We start from the raw sequence: 15,880 nt of genomic DNA, 5'->3' as shown, positions 1-15,880 counted from the left end.
CTTCTCCCCGGCTACGGAACGTTACTACGACGCAGTGTAGTAGTACGGGCGGACCCCGCACCAGGGAAATGTTGCGCGGGTTACCCGGATGCCCGGGCAGTGACGCGCATCGCTACCGGCCGGACACCGCCGCGGCGATGTCCTTGGAGGCGCGTCGGATAGCGAACGACGACATGATCTCCGACACCCCGATCACCACCAGCCAGATGCCGGCGACCCAGGTCAGGATCACCAGGGATTCGACGGGGGAGGCCAGGACCACGACGCCGGCCAGCAGCGTCATCACCCCCATGAAGATCTGCCACCCGCGCCCGGGCAGCTGCGGATCGCTGATCGCCGACACCGTCGTGGCAACCCCACGGAAGATGAACCCGACCCCGATCCAAATCCCCAGCAGCAGAATCGCGTAGCCCTCACCGAAGTGCCGGAAGCACAACACCGCCAGCACCAGTGATGCGGCGCCGCTGATGAACAACAGCACCCGCCCCCCGGCCAGCAACGGCAGACTGAACGCGAAGAAGACCTGCGCGGTCCCGGTGACCAGCAGATACACCCCGAACAGGATCGCGGCGGCGATCAGGCTGTCACCGGTCCAGGTCAGCACCAGTACGCCGAGGACCAGGGACACAATCCCGGACACCAGCGTGGATTTCCAGAGATGCGGCAGCAGGCTTGGCACGGGGGCGGCTTCCATGCCCGAAGTCTGGCACATCGGCGGCGGCCGCGCCGGGCTAATTGCGGCGGGGTTGTTCAGGCGGACTGCCGCGCCGCGTGGTGCCGGGTGTACACCTCGGCGAGGAACTGTTCGACCGCCAGCGCGGTGTGTGCCGCGCGGGGGGAGCCGAAGGTATCGAAGGCGTGTTGCGCGTAGGGCAATTCGGCGTAGACGACCGGGTTGTCGCTGACTTCGCGGAGCCGTTCGGCGAAATTGCGGCCCTGCCCCACCGGGATCAGGGTGTCGTTGGTGCCGTGCAGCACGAAGAACGGCGGCGCGTCGGCGGATACGTGGCTGATCGGTGATGCCGCCGCGAAGACCTCCGCGAACTCGCGGCGATGCTGCTTGAACACGTACTTCTGCATCACGCCGACCAGTTGCGGATGCTGGTAGGGGGCGTCTTCGGTGAAGTCGTAGACGCCGTAGAACGGGACCGCGGCCTGTACCCGGGTGTCGGCGTCTTCGAAGCCCGGCTGGAACTGCGGGTCGCCTGCAGTCAGTGCGGCCAGCGCGGACAGGTGTCCGCCCGCCGACCCGCCGGTGATCGCGATCCAGTCAGGGTCGCCGCCGTACTCGCCGATGTGCTCGCGGGTCCAGGCGATCGCTTGCTTGACGTCGACGATGTGGTCGGGCCACGTCGAGCGCGGGCTGAGCCGATAGTTGATCGACACGCAGACCCAGCCCCGCTCGGCCAGGTGGCTCATCAGCGGATGCGCCTGTCCGCGTTTGCTTCCCATCATCCAGGCGCCGCCGGGAACCTGCAGCAGCACCGGGGCCCGGCCGTTGCGGTCGAGGTCGGGCCGCCGCCAGATGTCCAGATGATTACGGCTGCCGTAGGCGCCGTAGGCGACATCGCAGTCGTGGGTGTAGCCGCGGTAGACCCGCATCATCGGCATCATCCCGCGCTTCATCGCAGCCAGCTCGCCCGAGGTCGGCCGCTTCCAGATGGTGCTGGTCTCGGTGCACCGGTCGGTTCCCAGCCCGGCGTCCAGCGCGGCGGTCAGCGGGACGTCGGCGCCGAGCCCGGACCGGCGCAGGCCGAGCAGGCCCAGCCACGACAGCGCCGACACCAGCCAGGCGAACCACCGGGTGCGCGGAGACAGCCACCTCGACACCGCCGCCAGCGCCGCCGATTGCCAGGCGATCAGGTGCAGCGGCAGCTCGGTGGCGAACACACCGAAGACGAAGGTGTAGGTCGACAGGTAGCCGCTTCGGGACAACGGTCGGTAGCCGTTGACGGTGACGGCGGCCCCGGTCAGCGATGCGAAGATGGCGGCAAGCTGCTTCATATCAACCACTAAATCATCCGCTCCGGCGGCCCGGTACAGCCCCTTATGCTTTGCCCATGCGCCCCGATCGTGGTCTTGACCCGACGGTGCCGCTGTGGCGGGCGGCGCAGGTGTTCCGGCTGTTGAGTTGCCTCTACGCGCTGGGATTTCACATCGCGGTCAGCTCGGATCTGCAGCGCCCCGCCCTGGGCTGGGTGCTGTTCGCGGTGCTGATCGGTTGGAGCGCGGCGTGCGCGGTCGCCTACCTGCAGGGGTTTGGCCGGCGTCCCGCCTGGGTGATCAGCGAGATCGCCGTGGTGGTGGTGCTGGTGCTGTCCACGAAGGTGGTGGCCACCGACGTGTGGACGCTGAGCAACCAGTCCTGGCCGACGACGCTGTGGGCCAGCAACGCCACCGTGTCGGCGGCCATCCAGTTCGGTCCGGCCGGCGGGATGCTGACCGGCTTCCTGGTCATGGTCGCCACCGTCATCCTCAAGGGGCACGTCAATGTCAACCTGGGCCGTGACGCCAGCATCGTGATCCAGCTGGCGATCGGGCTGGCGGTCGGGATGGCCGGCCAGACGGTGCGGCGTGCGCACGCCGAACTGCAGCGCGCGGCCCGGATGTCGGCGGCGCTGGAGGAACGTGAACGGCTGTCCCGCCGGGTGCACGACGGGGTGATCCAGGTGCTGGCGCTGGTTTCCAAGCGGGGGCGCGAGATCGGGGGGCCCACGGCCGATCTCGCTGAACTGGCCGCGGAACAAGAACGCGCCCTGCGCCGCTGGGTGAGCACGGTGGACCTCGACCAAAACGACGACGCCGCCGTGGTCGACCTGCGGACGCTGTTGAGCCGCAGGGAGATCAGCGGCGTGTCGCTGAGCATGCCGGGTACCGCGGTGCCGCTGGAGCGTGCGGCGGCGGTCGAGCTGGACGCCGCGGTCGGCAACGCGCTCGACAATGTGCGGCTACACGCCGGTGACGGCGCCCGGGCGTTCGTACTGGTGGAGGATCTGGGCGACGCGGTGGCGGTCAGCATCCGCGACGACGGGGTGGGTATCGCCGCCGGCCGGTTGGCGGAGGCGGCGCGGCAGGGCCGGGTCGGGGTGTCCAAGTCGATCGTGGGACGGCTGGCGTCCCTGGGCGGCACCGCCGACCTGCACAGCGAGCCGGGGGAAGGTGCCGAATGGGAGCTGAGTGTGCCGCGGGCGGGGAGGCGGGGGGCTGATGGCTGAGACGCCGACGGTGATGGTGGTCGACGATCATCCGATCTGGCGCGACGCGGTGGCCCGTGACCTCGCCGACGACGGCTTCAGCGTGGTCGCCACCGCCGACGGGGTGGCCGCGGCGAGCCGGCGGGCGCAGGTCGTCAAACCCGACGTGGTGGTGATGGACATGCAGCTCGCCGACGGTGACGGCGCACAGGCGACGGCCGCGGTGCTGGCGGTGTCGCCGTCGTCGCGGGTCCTGGTGCTGTCGGCTTCCGATGAGCGCGCCGACGTGCTGGAAGCCGTCAAAGCCGGGGCGACCGGATATCTGGTGAAAAGCGCGTCCAAAGCCGAGCTGGCTGAGGCGGTGCGGGCCACCGCGGCCGGGCGCGCGGTGTTCACCCCGGGCCTGGCCGGGCTGGTGCTGGGGGAGTACCGGCGCATCGCCGGGAAGCCCGACACCGGTGAAGCCGCCCCACGGTTGTCGCAGCGGGAAACCGAGGTGCTGCGCTATGTCGCAAAAGGATTGTCCGCCAAAGAAATCGCCGGGAAGCTGACGTTGAGTCACCGCACCGTGGAAAACCATGTCCAGGCGACGTTTCGCAAGCTGCAGCTGGCCAACCGGGTGGAGCTGACTCGCTACGCCATCGAACACGGGCTGGACAAGTAGCTCAGCGCCGCGGCGTCACCAACTGAACGGCGTGCTCGACCACCGCGTCGAGGTCGTCGCCGAGATTGCCGGCCAGCCACTGCTGGGCCAGTTCGGCCATCGCGCCGGTGAACATCGCCGCCCCGACCTGGGCGGCGATCGGATCGACGTTCGGGTCGGCCTCGGTGAGGACCGCTTCGCGTAGGCCTTCCTGGGCGACGGTGCGCCGGCCGGCCAGCACCGGGTTGGCGCGCGCCTCGGTGAACAGCACCCGCCCCCGCCGCGGATCTGCCGAGCTGAATCCCAGCACGGCGCGAATCCCCGCCCGCATCCGGGCGCGGGCGTCGTCGCCGGCCGCGGTCACCGCGTCTTGCACCTGGGCGATCAGTTCGGTGGCCACCCGGTCATACACCGCCCCGAACAACTCTCCGGTGTCGGTGAAGCTCTCGTAGAAATACCGGGTGTGCAGCGCGGATTCGCGGCACACCGAGCGCACCGACACCGCGGCCTCGCCGCCGGCGCCGAACAGGGCGAACGCGGCGTCGATCAGCAGCCCGCGCCGTTCGCTGCGGCGGTCGGTCAACGACACGCCCGCCCACCGGGTCGGACTCGACATCGGTCCAGCCTAGCTTTCCCAGGGTCTGGCCACGGGCGTATCCAGATGTGTATTCTGGTGACGGTCGTATCCAGGATGGGGAAGGGCGAATGCAGATCGCGTTGCCGCACCAGTTGATCCAGTCGCAGCTGAACGATTTCTTCGACAAGCAGATCCGTACCCGCTACTTCCGGGGCCTGGAATTCGCCGGGCCGGCCGGCGATCCGGGCTGGTTCGGGCCGGGCAGCGCGGTGTGGCATGTGCACTCGCATTTCCCGGCGCTGCTGTTCGGGTTGCAGTGTGCCGCCTACATCGAACGGTTCGACCCCAGCATTTTCTGGATGGGCGTCGAGCACTCCCGGATCGTGGAGCGCTCCGAAACCGGCGAGATGACCGGCCGCATCGATCCCGAGGGCGCCAAGGTACGGCTCGGGCATTCGTTGTCGTTCTTCATCGCCACCGCTTACGGCTCCACCGAGACCGCCGAACGGGCCGCGCGCACCGTGCGCGCCATGCACCACACGGTCAAGGGCATCCGGCCCGACGGGTTGGCCTACGACGCCGACGATCCCGAGTGGCTGCGCTGGAACTACGCGACGGTGGTGTGGGGGATCGCCACCGCCCACGAGCTGTATCACCCCCGACCGCTGCGCGGGGCCAAACTGGACCGCTACTACGGCGAATTCGTCCGGGTCGGGCAGGCGTTGGGCGGCACCGACCTACCGAGCACCAAGGCCGAGACGCTGGAGTGCCTGCACTCCTACCTGCCGCGGTTGGCGATCACCCACGGCACCGCCATGGCCACCGGTCCCAATGTGCGGCCGTTGGGCCCGTTGGGCCCGTTGGGGCCCGGTTTGGACTGGGCGATCCGCGACACGCTGCCGGGCTGGGCCGCGGCCATGGTGATGCACACGGCACCCAACCCCCTCGAACGCCTCGCCCGGCGAACCGCGATGTGGGCGACCATCAACGGATTGCACACCGCGATGGGTCCGCTGCCGGAGTTCCGGGCCGCGCAGGCCCGGGTGGCCCGAGGCACCAGCTGCCCGCACACGGTGCCGAGTTACGTGTTGGGCAGTGATCCCGAGCGCGATCGCGAGGCGGTAGAACAGCTGGTCTGACCCGGCTCAGCGGGCCTCGGCCGGATGGTGCACCGACGGGCGCTGTCCGTCGACGGCGGGTTTGCGGCCGGTCAGATACCAGGTGTGCATGACGCCTTTGCCCTTGATCGGCACGTCGCCGCGCTCCTCGAAATCGAACGCGTGCCGCAGCCGTTCGTAGACATCCTGCGGCACCTGGATGCGGCCCGCGGTGTCGGTCGACTCCATCCGCGACGCGACGTTGACGGCGTCGCCCCACACGTCGTAGAAGAATCGTCGCGACCCGACCACGCCGGCCACCACCGGGCCGGCGGCCATCCCGATCCTGATCCGCAGCGGCCGTCCGTGCGGATCCTTCATCACCGCCACGGCGTCGGCCATGTCCAGGGCCAGATTCGCCAGTGCCTCAAGGTGATCCGGCCGGGGCGTGGGCACACCGCTGACCACCATGTAGGAGTCGCCACTGGTCTTGACCTTCTCCAGGTCGTGGCTGTCGACGATCAGGTCGAAATCGGTGTACAGCAGGTCCAGGAACCGCACCAGGTCGGCCGGTGAGGTGTCGCTGGCGTTCTCGGTGAAGTCCGCGATGTCGGCGAACAGGATCGACGCGTCGTCGTACTTGTCGGCGATCACCGAACGCGCTGGATCCTTCAACCGCTCGGCGATGGTGGCCGGCAACATGTTGGTCAGCAACGCCTCGGACCGTTCGTACTCGGCCTCCATGGCCGCTTCGGCGCGGCTGGTTTCGCGCAGCGTGTACCAGACGGTCAGCACTACCATCACGCACGCGGAGATGATGGTGAACACGAAGCTCATCGTCTGCGTCCAGATCGGCGCGGCCCCGGTGTCGGCCGGTACCAGGAATTGCAGCGCGATGGTCAACGCCGCCCCCAGCCCGGCCGCGCCCGCCGCCAGCACGATGTGCTCGACACCGAGGATCAACACCGCGATGGTGGCCGCCACCAGGAAGTAGAACTGTGCGCCCGAGGCGGTCCCGACCGCCCAGCAGATGACGAAGATCGAGGTGTAGGCGACGCCGATGAACGTCAGTGGGCTCACCAGCTCGCCGTATTTGTACAGCTTCGGGGTGATGGCGACGAGCACCGCGGTGACCAGGTTGACCAGGCCCAGCCACCACTGGGCTTCCCCGATGAACAGCTGCAGTACGCCGAAGATGGTGCTGACCGTCGCCGCGATCACCGCGGTGATCTTGAGGACCCGCATCCGGCGGGTGGCGCCGCCGGCCCAGTGCTGGGTGCGGGCCGGCACGCAGTGCGACCGGCGGTAGGGCCCATCGGCCATCGCCCATGCCGCGCCAACGCGCCTCATCACGGAACAAGCCTAACGCGATGACCGCTGAGTGGGACCTGTCCGGCTGCAGGCCGCACCGTCTGCTGCAATCAGTCGGTGCACACCGCCTTCATCCGGATCACCGTCGAACCGACCGTCGCCGACCAGGTCGCCGAGGCGATGGTGAACCTCGTCGCCCCCACCCTCGCCGAGCCGGGCTGCCTGGCCTACGAGTTCTATCGGGATCACGAGGACCCGTCGTTGTTCCTGTGCTTCGAGCACTGGGAGACCCGTGAGGCGCTGGACAAGCACGGGACCACGCCGCACGTCGAGCAGTTCCTCCGCGAATACGGTCCGCACGTCACCCAGTGGGAACCCAACCACGCCTCCCGGCTGGGCTAACTCGGCTGACGCAGCGGTAGACCGGCGGCGCGGTAGATCGCGTCGATGACGGTCATGTTCTCGATCGCGTCCCGCGGCGTGGTTTTCACCGGGGCGCCGTCACGCACCGCGGCGACGAACGCGTCGAGCTGGTAGGCGTAGGAGGCGCGGCGCCCGAAGCGCTCCACCCGCTTGCCCTTCGGGGACCGCACGGTGAGCCGGTGGAACGCTTGCGGCAGCACGGGATTGAACGCCCGCAGCTCGCCGCGCTCGCCCACCACGCGTGCGCTCATCCGCAGCAGGTCCGACGACCAGATCGAACAGCGGATCCGGCCGGTGTGCCCGGCGGGGAAGCGCAATTCGGCCGTCATCGCCCGGTCGATCTGCGGGCCGCGCCGTTTCGCCTTCGCCGACACCACCTCCGGAGTGGCGCCACCGAAGGTGCGGACCATGTGCACCGGATAGCAGCCGGCGTCCATCGTGGCACCGCCGGCCAGCGGGTAGTTGTAGCGGATGTCGGCGAACTTGGGCCACGGGAAGCACAGCGACGCCTCGACCCGCTGCAGCGTGCCCAGCTCACCGGAGGCGATGATCTCCTCCACCCGCAGCGTCAGCGGGTGGTAGCGGTAATGGAACGCCTCCATCACCACCCGGTCGGACTGATCGGCCAGATCCGCGATCTCGCGGGCCTCGGCGGCGTTGGCGGTGAACGGCTTTTCGCACAGCACGTGCTTGCCGGCGGCCATGGCCGCCCGGGTCCACCGGCCGTGCAGACCGTTGGGCAGCGGGTTGTAGACGGCATCGATATCCGGGTCGTCGATCAACGCCTGGTAGCTGTCGTGGGTGCGGGCGATGCCGTGTTTGGCGGCGAACGCCTGGGCCCGGGAGCCGTCACGCGCCGCCACGGCGGCCACCACAACGTCGGGGTTCTCGGTGGCCGGCTGGATCAGCGCTGCCGGTGCGATGCGGGCGGCACCGAGGATGCCGATCCGCAGCGGGAAATCCGGGTTTCTAGACACCGGCCGACGCTAGCATTGCGTGCCCTCGGTGAGATTCGAACTCACACTGTACGGGTTTTGAATCCGTTTCCTCTGCCAGTTGGGATACGAGGGCTCATGGGTGTACGGCCTACCACCATAGAGGATGTGTTCGCCGGTCCTCACATCGGAATCGGTACCCGGCGTCGCTGCTGATGACCGCCCGCGACACAATGACGGGATGACCGGCCCCACGACCGACAGCGGCAGCCCCGTGACCCATCGGGTTCTGATCGCCGAGGACGAAACGCTCATCCGGATGGATCTGGCGGAGATGCTGCGCGAAGAGGGCTACGACGTCGTCGGCGAGGCCGGCGACGGGCAGGAAGCGGTCGATCTGGCCGAGCAGCTCCGGCCCGACCTGGTGATCATGGATGTCAAGATGCCGCGGCGCGACGGCATCGACGCGGCCTCGGAGATCGCCAGCAAGCGCATCGCCCCCATCGTGGTGCTCACCGCGTTCAGCCAGCGCGACCTGGTGGAGCGGGCCCGCGAGGCCGGCGCGATGGCGTATCTGGTGAAGCCGTTCTCGGCCACCGACCTGGTTCCCGCCATCGAGCTGGCGGTCAGCCGCTACGGCGAGATCGCGGCGCTGGAACTCGAAGTCGCCACCCTGTCGGACCGGTTGGAGGCCCGCAAGCTCGTCGAGCGGGCCAAGGGCCTGCTGCAGGCCAAACAGGGCCTCAGCGAACCCGAGGCGTTCAAGTGGATCCAGCGGGCCGCCATGGACCGGCGCACCACCATGAAACGGGTCGCCGAAGTGGTCGTGGAGACGTTGGGCTCACCCAAGGAAGACGCCGAGTCCTGAGCTAACGCGGGCTGACGCGGAAGCGTTTGAGCCGCGCGGTGGCGCCCGACGCCAGCTCCACATTTCGGCGCGGCACATCGAAATACTCGGCCAGCAGCCGGATGACAGCGTCGTTGGCCTTGCCGTCGACGGCCGGCTCCCGCACATAAACCGTCAGTGCCCCGTCGTCCCCGCTTTCGATGAGCGGGCCCTTGCGGCTGCCGGGCTTGACCCGCACCGCGACGATCTGGCTGCTGCGCACCCTCACATCCTGACGGCGAGGGTGCGCAGAATGCCAGTGCGAGGGCCCGCAGGCGTACAACTGCGCACGCTCGCCGCAGGAAACGCTAGCTAGCGCGCGACGATCACCGATGAGCCGTGCCCGAACAGTCCCTGGTTGGCGGTGACGCCGACGGTGGCACCCTCGACCTGGCGGCCGGTGGCCTGCCCGCGCAGCTGCCAGGTCAGCTCACACACCTGGGCGATCGCCTGCGCCGGAATCGCCTCGCCGAAGCAGGCCAGCCCACCGGACGGGTTGACCGGCACCTTCCCACCGATCGTGGTGGCACCGCTGCGGAGCAGTGCCTCGCCTTCACCCTTGGCGCACAGGCCTAGGTGCTCGTACCAGTCGAGCTCCAGCGCGGTGGACAGGTCGTAGACCTCGGCCAGGCTGACGTCCTCCGGGCCGATCCCGGCCTCGGCGTAGGCCGCATCCAGGATCTGGTCCTTGAACACCCGCTCCGGGGCGGCCGCCACAGCCGTGGAATCGGTTGCGATGTCCGGTAATTCGGGCAGGTGCTGCGGGTAGCGCGGGGTCACGGTGGACACCGCGCGCACCGACGGCACACCCTCCAGCGAACCGAGGTGCTTTTTGGCGAACTCCGCGCTGGCCACGATCAGCGCCGCGGCACCGTCGGAGGTGGCGCAGATGTCGAGCTGGCGCAGCGGGTCGGAGACCACCGGGCTGGCCAGCACATCCTCGACCGCGGATTCCTTGCGGTAGCGGGCATTCGGGTTACCCAGGCCGTGCCGGGAGTTCTTCACCTTCACCTGCGCGAAGTCCTCGGAGGTGGCGCCGTAGAGGTCCATCCGCCGGCGGGCCAGCAGCGCGAAGTACACCGGGTTCATCGCCCCGATCAGGTGGAAGCGCTGCCAGTCCGGGTCGTTCTTGCGCTCACCGCCGACCGGGGCGAACGCACCCTTGGGAGTGGTGTCGGCGCCGATCACCAGCGCGACGTCGCAGAAGCCGGCCAGGATCTGGGCGCGCGCGCTCTGCAGCGCCTGCGAACCGGATGCGCAGGCGGCGTAGGACGACGACACCGGAACCCCGTTCCAACCCAGCTTCTGGGCGAACGTCGAACCGGCGATGAAGCCCGGGTAGCCGTTGCGGATGGTGTCGGCGCCGGCGATGAACTGGATCTGCTGCGCGTCTAGGCCGGCATCGGCCAGCGCGGCGCGGGCGGCGATCACCCCGTACTCGGTGAAGTCACGGCCCCACTTGCCCCACGGGTGCATGCCCGCACCCAGGATGTACAGCGGCTGGGGAGTCATGCGCCCACCTTCTTCCAGGCGTACACGGTGCGCTGCACGCCGTCGTCGTCGGTGTAGAGCGGCATGGTGGTCAGTTCCATCTCCATGCCGACCTGCAGGTCCGCGGCCAGCGTGCCCTCGGCCACCTTGCCCAACACGATCAGGCCCTCGTCGGCGAGTTCGACCGCGGCGATCGCGAACGGCTCGAAGGGGTCCGGCGCCGGATACGGCGGTGGCGGCGGGTAGCGGTTCTCGGTGTAGCTCCAGATCTTGCCGCTGCGCGACAAGGCAACCGGCTCCAGCACGTCGCCGTCACAGGCCGGGTTGGGGCAGTTGTTCTCACGCGGCGGGAACACATAGGTGCCGCACTGCGGACACTTGGCGCCGATAAGGTGGGGGAGTCCGGCGTCGTCGGTGGCGAACCACCCGTCGATCGCGGGCTGCGAGGCTACGTCTGGCACCTCGTCAGAGTACCGAGAACTGCCGCGAAACTGAAACGTGTTCCAGTTTTCTGGTGGATGTCGGCGCCGGCGCGGAAAAGATCTGACACACCGACTGCCTAGAGTGAAGGCCGTGAGCCCCGCCCAGACCGCCACGCCCGACAAATCCACCCTGATGCTGCTGGACGGCAACTCGCTGGCGTTCCGGGCGTTTTACGCGCTGCCCGCGGAGAACTTCAAGACCCAGGGCGGGTTGACCACCAACGCGGTCTACGGGTTCACCGCGATGCTGATCAACCTGCTGCGCGACGAGGCCCCCACCCATGTCGCGGCGGCCTTCGACGTGTCGCGCCAGACCTTCCGCTCCGAGCGCTACCCGGAATACAAGGCCACCCGCTCGGCCACCCCCGACGAATTCCGCGGCCAGATCGACATCACCAAGGAGGTACTGGGCGCGCTGGGTATCACGGTGCTGGCCGAGCCGGGCTTCGAAGCCGACGACCTAATCGCGACCCTGGCCACCCAGGCCGAAGACGAGGGTTACCGGGTGCTGGTGGTCACCGGCGACCGGGACTCGCTGCAACTGGTCAGCGACGACGTCACCGTGCTCTACCCACGCAAGGGGGTCAGCGAGCTGACCCGGTTCACCCCGGCGGCTGTCGTCGAAAAATATGGGCTGACCCCGCAGCAGTACCCGGACTTCGCCGCGCTGCGCGGCGACCCCAGCGACAATCTGCCCGGCATCCCCGGGGTGGGGGAGAAGACCGCCACCAAGTGGATCGCCGAATACGGCTCGCTGCAGAACCTGGTCGACCAGGTCGACACCGTCCGCGGCAAGGTCGGCGACGCGCTGCGGGCCAACCTGTCCACGGTGGTGCTCAACCGGGAGCTCACCGACCTGGTCCGCAACGTGCCGTTGGCGCAGACACCCGACACGCTGCGGGTGCAGCCCTGGGACCGCGACCGCATCCACCGGCTCTTCGACGACCTGGAGTTCCGGGTGTTGCGCGACCGGCTGTTCGACACCCTGGTGGCCGTCGAACCCGAGGTCGACGAGGGATTCGAGGTCCGCGGCGAGGCGCTGGCCCCCGGCGCCGTCGCGGCCTGGCTGGCTGAGCACGCCGCCGATGGCCGACGCTCCGGGCTGGCTGTGGTCGGCACCCATCTGGCCTTCGACGGCGACGCCACCGCGCTGGCGGTCGCCGCCCCCGACGGCGACGGCGCCTACCTGGACACCGCGACCCTGACCCCCGAGGACGACGCCGCGCTGGGCGCCTGGCTGGCCGATCCCGCACAGCCCAAGGCGGTGCACGAGGCCAAGCAGGCCATGCACGACCTGGCCGGACCCGGCTGGGAGCTGAACGGGGTCACCTCCGACACCGCGCTGGCCGCCTACCTGGTGCGGCCCGGTCAGCGCAGCTTCGCCCTCGACGACCTGTCGCTGCGCTACCTGCGCCGCGAGTTGCGCGCCGAAACCGCTGAAGAACAACAACTTTCACTGCTCGATGACAGCGACGGCGAAGATGCGCAGGCGGTGCAGACCACCATCCTGCGGGCCCGCGCGGTCGCCGACCTGGCCGACGCGCTGGACACCGAGCTGACCGGCATCGACTCCGCCGGGCTGCTGTCGGACATGGAACTGCCGGTCCAGTCGGTGCTGGCCGGCATGGAGACCGCCGGCATCGCCGTCGACCTCGACCAGCTGGGTGAGCTGCAGAGCCGGTTCGGTGACCAGATCCGCGACGCCGCCGAGGCCGCCTACGCGGTGATCGGCGAGCAGATCAACCTCGGCTCACCCAAACAGCTGCAGGTGGTGCTGTTCGACAAGCTGGAGATGCCGAAAACCAAACGCACCAAGACCGGATACACCACCGATGCGGACGCACTGCAGTCGCTGTTCGACAAGACCGGCCACCCGTTCCTGGAACACCTGCTGCGCCACCGCGACGTCACCCGGCTCAAGGTCACCGTGGACGGGCTGCTCAAGTCGGTGGCCGCCGACGGCCGCATCCATACGACGTTTAATCAAACGATTGCCGCGACCGGCAGACTTTCCTCTACCGAACCCAACCTGCAGAACATCCCGATCCGTACCGACGCCGGCCGCGAGATCCGGGACGGGTTTGTGGTGGGCTCCGGCTATGCCGAGCTGATGACCGCCGACTACAGCCAGATCGAGATGCGCATCATGGCGCACCTGTCCAGAGATGAGGGCCTGATCGAGGCCTTCAACACCGGCGAGGATCTGCACAACTTCGTTGCGTCGCGGGCGTTCTCGGTGCCGATCGAGGAGGTGACACCCGAGCTGCGGCGCCGCGTCAAGGCGATGTCCTACGGCCTGGCCTACGGGCTGAGCGCCTACGGGCTGTCCCAGCAGCTCAAGATCTCCACCGAGGAGGCCAAGGAGCAGATGGACGCCTACTTCGCCCGGTTCGGCGGGGTGCGCGACTACCTGCACGAGGTCGTCGACCAGGCCCGCAAGGACGGCTACACCTCCACCGTGTTGGGGCGGCGGCGCTACCTGCCGGAGCTGGACAGCAGCAACCGCCAGGTGCGGGAGAGCGCCGAGCGCGCCGCACTCAACGCGCCGATCCAGGGCAGCGCCGCCGACATCATCAAGGTGGCGATGATCGAGGCCGACAAGGCGCTGCGCGACGCCGGCCTGCGGTCCCGGATGCTGCTGCAGGTGCACGACGAGCTGCTGTTCGAGGTCGCCGAGGGCGAACGGGAGCGGTTGGAGGCGCTGGTCCGCGACAAGATGGGCGGCGCATATCCGCTCGACGTGCCGCTGGAGGTGTCGGTGGGCTACGGGCGGAGTTGGGACGCCGCCGCGCACTAGCGCTACGGCCCGGTGATCACCGAGACCGTGTTGTCGTTGCTGTTCGTGACGAAGACCGCATGTGTGCTGACGTCGACGGCGACACCCATCGGGCCTTTACCGACGGCGATGGTGCTGGTGACGGTGTTGGTTTCGGTGTCGATCACCGACACCGTGTCGTCGTCGAAGTTGGTGACGTAGGCCGTGTGAGTGCTGGCGTCGACCGCCACATCCGATGGCCCCTTACCGACGGGGACGATTCTGGTGACGGCGTTGGCGGCGATGTCGACCACCGACATCGTGTCGCCCGCCCCGTCGACGACGTAGGCGGCATGGGTGGCGGGGTCGACCGCCACCGCGGACGGGTCTTTGCCGACGGTGATGGTGGTGGTGACGGTGGCGGTCGCGGTGTCGATCACCGACAGACCTGCCGCGTTGATGTTGTAAACGGCGTGGGTGCTGGTGTCGACAGCAATGGCACCGGGCCCCTGGCCGACGGAGACGGGGATCGGGGCGCCGATGGCGTTGGTGGTGGTGTCGATGGTCGACACGTAGTTGTCCTGAAGATTGGCGACATAGGCGGTGTGGAGGCCCGGGTCGACGGCCACATACCGCGGGTGTTCACCGACGCGGATGGTGGCGACGACGGTGTTGGTGGTGGTGTCGATCGCCGAGACGGTGTTGTCGTCGGGGTTGGTGACGTAGGCGGCGTGGGCGGTGGGGTCGACCGCAATATCCCCTGGCCACGCACCCACGCCGATGCTGGCGGTGACCCTATTGGTGCTGGCGTCGATCACGAACGCCATGGCGCCCGGCGGGTTCGCGGCGTAGACGGTGTGGGTGAAGGGGTCGACCACCACGCTCGACGGGTTGGAGTCGACGGGGATCGTGGCGGTGACGGTCGGCGCCTTGCTGTTTGGGCTCTTGGCCCAGTGCACAATTCCGGCGGCTGTTACCGCAACGGCGAGGAAGAACCCGACCGCGACAAACGCCAGCCGACTGGGCCGCAAGCGGTAGCCGACGGGTGGTTTCTGGGAATTGTGCGATGGGCGACGACCCAAACCCAGCCAGTCGGAGAAGACGCTGACGGGGTTCGGCCGTGGTGGGGCCAGGGCGGTCGCATCGGCGCTGGAGGCGGGTGAGTTCACCGGCGCGGCGATGGTGGGGGCCATCGCCATTTGGTCGAATGCCAATGCAGGGAGAGGCACTGGGGGAGTGGCGGTTTGCCCATTGAGTGCTTGGCGGGCGGCGGCAGCCAGTGCGCCGGCGGTGAGAAATCGCTTGTGCGGGTCGACGCTCATGCCGGTGGCGACAACGTCGTCGAATCCGCGAGCGACACCAGCCGCGCTGGGTTGTGGCCGGGGCGCGTGGATATGCGCGTACATCTGTTGTTCGATGGTGGCGTCGGGGAAAGGTTTTGTCCCGGTGAGGCATTCGTACAGCACACAAGCCAACGCGTAGATGTCGGCGCGTTTGTCTACTTGTCCGGCGGTGAAGCGTTCGGGGGACATGTAGGCCATGGTGCCGATGGTGGAGCCGGTGTTGGTGAGTTTGGTTTCGCCCGGGGCGCGGGCGATTCCGAAGTCGATGAGGTAGACGAAGTTCTTCGGGGTAATCAGCAGATTGGCGGGTTTGACGTCGCGGTGGACCAGCCCGGCATGGTGCGCGGCGTCGAGTGCCTCGGCTGCCTGCTCCGCGATCCGGACGGCGCGTTCGGCCGACATGGGGCCGTGCTGGGTGAGCAAGGTGGCGAGGTCGGTGCCGTCGACCAACTGCATGGCGATGAACAGCCGGCCGTCGATTTCGCCGGAGTCGTGGATGGGGACGATGTGGGGTTCGCCGAGGCCCGCGGCGGTGCGGGCTTCGCGGCGGAATCGCTGCTCGAAGGTCGGGTCGGTGCTGGCCTGGGCGGGCAGCACCTTGATGGCCACGTCGCGGTCCAGCTCGGTGTCGTAGGCCCGGTAGACCTGGCCCATGCCACCCGCACCGAGCAGGCCGCGCAGTCGGTATCGGCCGAACACCTCATCCACAGCGTATGACCTTAATTCCTGGCGTTGAGCCTGCG

General features: G+C 68.5%; 15 protein-coding genes and 1 tRNA gene. 6 read left to right on the top strand and 10 right to left on the bottom strand.

The window, feature by feature from the left end; translation table 11 throughout:
- Positions 1 to 112: 112 nt before the first annotated feature.
- Complete coding sequence (locus AC5Y36_RS08025) at positions 113 to 712, bottom strand: HdeD family acid-resistance protein (protein ID WP_500040331.1); 600 nt, start codon at positions 710 to 712, stop codon at positions 113 to 115.
- A 38-nt stretch (positions 713 to 750) separates the two neighbouring features.
- Entirely contained in the window at positions 751 to 2,004 is a 1,254-nt protein-coding gene (locus tag AC5Y36_RS08020; RefSeq protein WP_500040330.1) for an alpha/beta hydrolase fold domain-containing protein, read from the bottom strand.
- 56 nt (positions 2,005 to 2,060) lie between these two features.
- Here AC5Y36_RS08020 and macS point away from each other — a divergent pair, with 56 nt between their 5' ends.
- Together macS and AC5Y36_RS08010 are read left to right on the top strand one after the other, a co-directional pair.
- Positions 2,061 to 3,215 carry a MacS family sensor histidine kinase gene (macS, locus tag AC5Y36_RS08015; protein WP_500040329.1) on the top strand — a complete coding sequence of 385 codons (1,155 nt, stop codon included), beginning with the start codon at positions 2,061 to 2,063 and terminating at the stop codon, positions 3,213 to 3,215.
- Positions 3,208 to 3,858 carry a response regulator gene (locus AC5Y36_RS08010; protein ID WP_500040328.1) on the top strand — a complete coding sequence of 217 codons (651 nt, stop codon included), beginning with the start codon at positions 3,208 to 3,210 and terminating at the stop codon, positions 3,856 to 3,858. Before macS ends, AC5Y36_RS08010 begins: the two co-directional genes overlap by 8 nt.
- Position 3,859: 1 nt before the next feature.
- Here AC5Y36_RS08010 and AC5Y36_RS08005 read toward each other — a convergent pair whose 3' ends face one another.
- Positions 3,860 to 4,453 carry a TetR/AcrR family transcriptional regulator gene (locus AC5Y36_RS08005; protein WP_500040327.1) on the bottom strand — a complete coding sequence of 198 codons (594 nt, stop codon included), beginning with the start codon at positions 4,451 to 4,453 and terminating at the stop codon, positions 3,860 to 3,862.
- Between the two features lie 89 nt (positions 4,454 to 4,542).
- Between AC5Y36_RS08005 and AC5Y36_RS08000 the strand changes: the two genes are divergently transcribed.
- Entirely contained in the window at positions 4,543 to 5,553 is a 1,011-nt protein-coding gene (locus AC5Y36_RS08000) for an oxygenase MpaB family protein (RefSeq protein WP_500040326.1), read from the top strand.
- A 6-nt stretch (positions 5,554 to 5,559) separates the two neighbouring features.
- Here AC5Y36_RS08000 and AC5Y36_RS07995 read toward each other — a convergent pair whose 3' ends face one another.
- Positions 5,560 to 6,861: an adenylate/guanylate cyclase domain-containing protein gene (locus AC5Y36_RS07995; protein WP_500040382.1), complete on the bottom strand. Its 1,302-nt coding sequence runs from the start codon at positions 6,859 to 6,861 to the stop codon at positions 5,560 to 5,562.
- Between the two features lie 78 nt (positions 6,862 to 6,939).
- Here AC5Y36_RS07995 and AC5Y36_RS07990 point away from each other — a divergent pair, with 78 nt between their 5' ends.
- The gene (locus tag AC5Y36_RS07990; protein ID WP_500040325.1) at positions 6,940 to 7,224 is read left to right on the top strand and encodes a putative quinol monooxygenase; all 285 of its coding nucleotides are present in this window, start codon (positions 6,940 to 6,942) and stop codon (positions 7,222 to 7,224) included.
- Here the strand turns inward: AC5Y36_RS07990 and AC5Y36_RS07985 are convergent.
- Positions 7,221 to 8,222 carry a Gfo/Idh/MocA family protein gene (locus tag AC5Y36_RS07985; protein ID WP_500040324.1) on the bottom strand — a complete coding sequence of 334 codons (1,002 nt, stop codon included), beginning with the start codon at positions 8,220 to 8,222 and terminating at the stop codon, positions 7,221 to 7,223. The genes AC5Y36_RS07990 and AC5Y36_RS07985 overlap by 4 nt on opposite strands.
- 20 nt (positions 8,223 to 8,242) lie before the next feature.
- Positions 8,243 to 8,316: transfer RNA gene (locus AC5Y36_RS07980), tRNA-Leu, on the bottom strand.
- Between the two features lie 105 nt (positions 8,317 to 8,421).
- Between AC5Y36_RS07980 and AC5Y36_RS07975 the strand changes: the two genes are divergently transcribed.
- Positions 8,422 to 9,048, top strand: a complete 627-nt coding sequence (locus tag AC5Y36_RS07975) for an ANTAR domain-containing response regulator (protein WP_500040323.1) — start codon at positions 8,422 to 8,424, stop codon at positions 9,046 to 9,048.
- A 1-nt stretch (position 9,049) separates the two neighbouring features.
- Here AC5Y36_RS07975 and AC5Y36_RS07970 read toward each other — a convergent pair whose 3' ends face one another.
- The 3 genes from AC5Y36_RS07970 to AC5Y36_RS07960 form a co-directional block, all read right to left on the bottom strand.
- On the bottom strand, positions 9,050 to 9,289 hold the full coding sequence (locus AC5Y36_RS07970) for a DUF167 domain-containing protein (protein WP_500040322.1): 240 nt from the start codon (positions 9,287 to 9,289) through the stop codon (positions 9,050 to 9,052).
- A gap of 89 nt (positions 9,290 to 9,378) precedes the next feature.
- Positions 9,379 to 10,578, bottom strand: coding sequence for a lipid-transfer protein (locus tag AC5Y36_RS07965; protein WP_500040321.1), 1,200 nt, complete (start codon positions 10,576 to 10,578; stop codon positions 9,379 to 9,381).
- Positions 10,575 to 11,018, bottom strand: a complete 444-nt coding sequence (locus tag AC5Y36_RS07960) for a Zn-ribbon domain-containing OB-fold protein (protein WP_500040320.1) — start codon at positions 11,016 to 11,018, stop codon at positions 10,575 to 10,577. The genes AC5Y36_RS07965 and AC5Y36_RS07960 overlap by 4 nt, the downstream gene beginning before the upstream one ends.
- 154 nt (positions 11,019 to 11,172) lie before the next feature.
- Here AC5Y36_RS07960 and polA point away from each other — a divergent pair, with 154 nt between their 5' ends.
- The gene (polA, locus tag AC5Y36_RS07955; protein WP_500040381.1) at positions 11,173 to 13,836 is read left to right on the top strand and encodes a DNA polymerase I; all 2,664 of its coding nucleotides are present in this window, start codon (positions 11,173 to 11,175) and stop codon (positions 13,834 to 13,836) included.
- Positions 13,837 to 13,838: 2 nt separating this feature from the next.
- Here polA and AC5Y36_RS07950 read toward each other — a convergent pair whose 3' ends face one another.
- A complete protein-coding gene (locus tag AC5Y36_RS07950; protein WP_500040319.1) occupies positions 13,839 to 15,845 on the bottom strand; it encodes a serine/threonine-protein kinase in 2,007 nt (668 codons plus the stop codon).
- Between the last annotated feature and the right edge of the window lie 35 nt (positions 15,846 to 15,880).

The organism is Mycobacterium sp. NGS50 (assembly GCF_059812545.1).
This window is presented reverse-complemented; position numbering and strand designations above follow the sequence as displayed.

Excerpts from the sequence above, each read along its gene's own strand:
- AC5Y36_RS08025 (WP_500040331.1), bottom strand. The coding sequence starts at position 712 with ATGTGCCAGACTTCGGGCATGGAAGCCGCCCCCGTGCCAAGCCTGCTG.
- AC5Y36_RS08020 (WP_500040330.1), bottom strand. The coding sequence starts at position 2,004 with ATGAAGCAGCTTGCCGCCATCTTCGCATCGCTGACCGGGGCCGCCGTC.
- macS (WP_500040329.1), top strand. The coding sequence starts at position 2,061 with ATGCGCCCCGATCGTGGTCTTGACCCGACGGTGCCGCTGTGGCGGGCG.
- AC5Y36_RS08010 (WP_500040328.1), top strand. The coding sequence starts at position 3,208 with ATGGCTGAGACGCCGACGGTGATGGTGGTCGACGATCATCCGATCTGG.
- AC5Y36_RS08005 (WP_500040327.1), bottom strand. The coding sequence starts at position 4,453 with ATGTCGAGTCCGACCCGGTGGGCGGGCGTGTCGTTGACCGACCGCCGC.
- AC5Y36_RS08000 (WP_500040326.1), top strand. The coding sequence starts at position 4,543 with ATGCAGATCGCGTTGCCGCACCAGTTGATCCAGTCGCAGCTGAACGAT.
- AC5Y36_RS07995 (WP_500040382.1), bottom strand. The coding sequence starts at position 6,861 with ATGAGGCGCGTTGGCGCGGCATGGGCGATGGCCGATGGGCCCTACCGC.
- AC5Y36_RS07975 (WP_500040323.1), top strand. The coding sequence starts at position 8,422 with ATGACCGGCCCCACGACCGACAGCGGCAGCCCCGTGACCCATCGGGTT.
- AC5Y36_RS07965 (WP_500040321.1), bottom strand. The coding sequence starts at position 10,578 with ATGACTCCCCAGCCGCTGTACATCCTGGGTGCGGGCATGCACCCGTGG.
- polA (WP_500040381.1), top strand. The coding sequence starts at position 11,173 with ATGCTGCTGGACGGCAACTCGCTGGCGTTCCGGGCGTTTTACGCGCTG.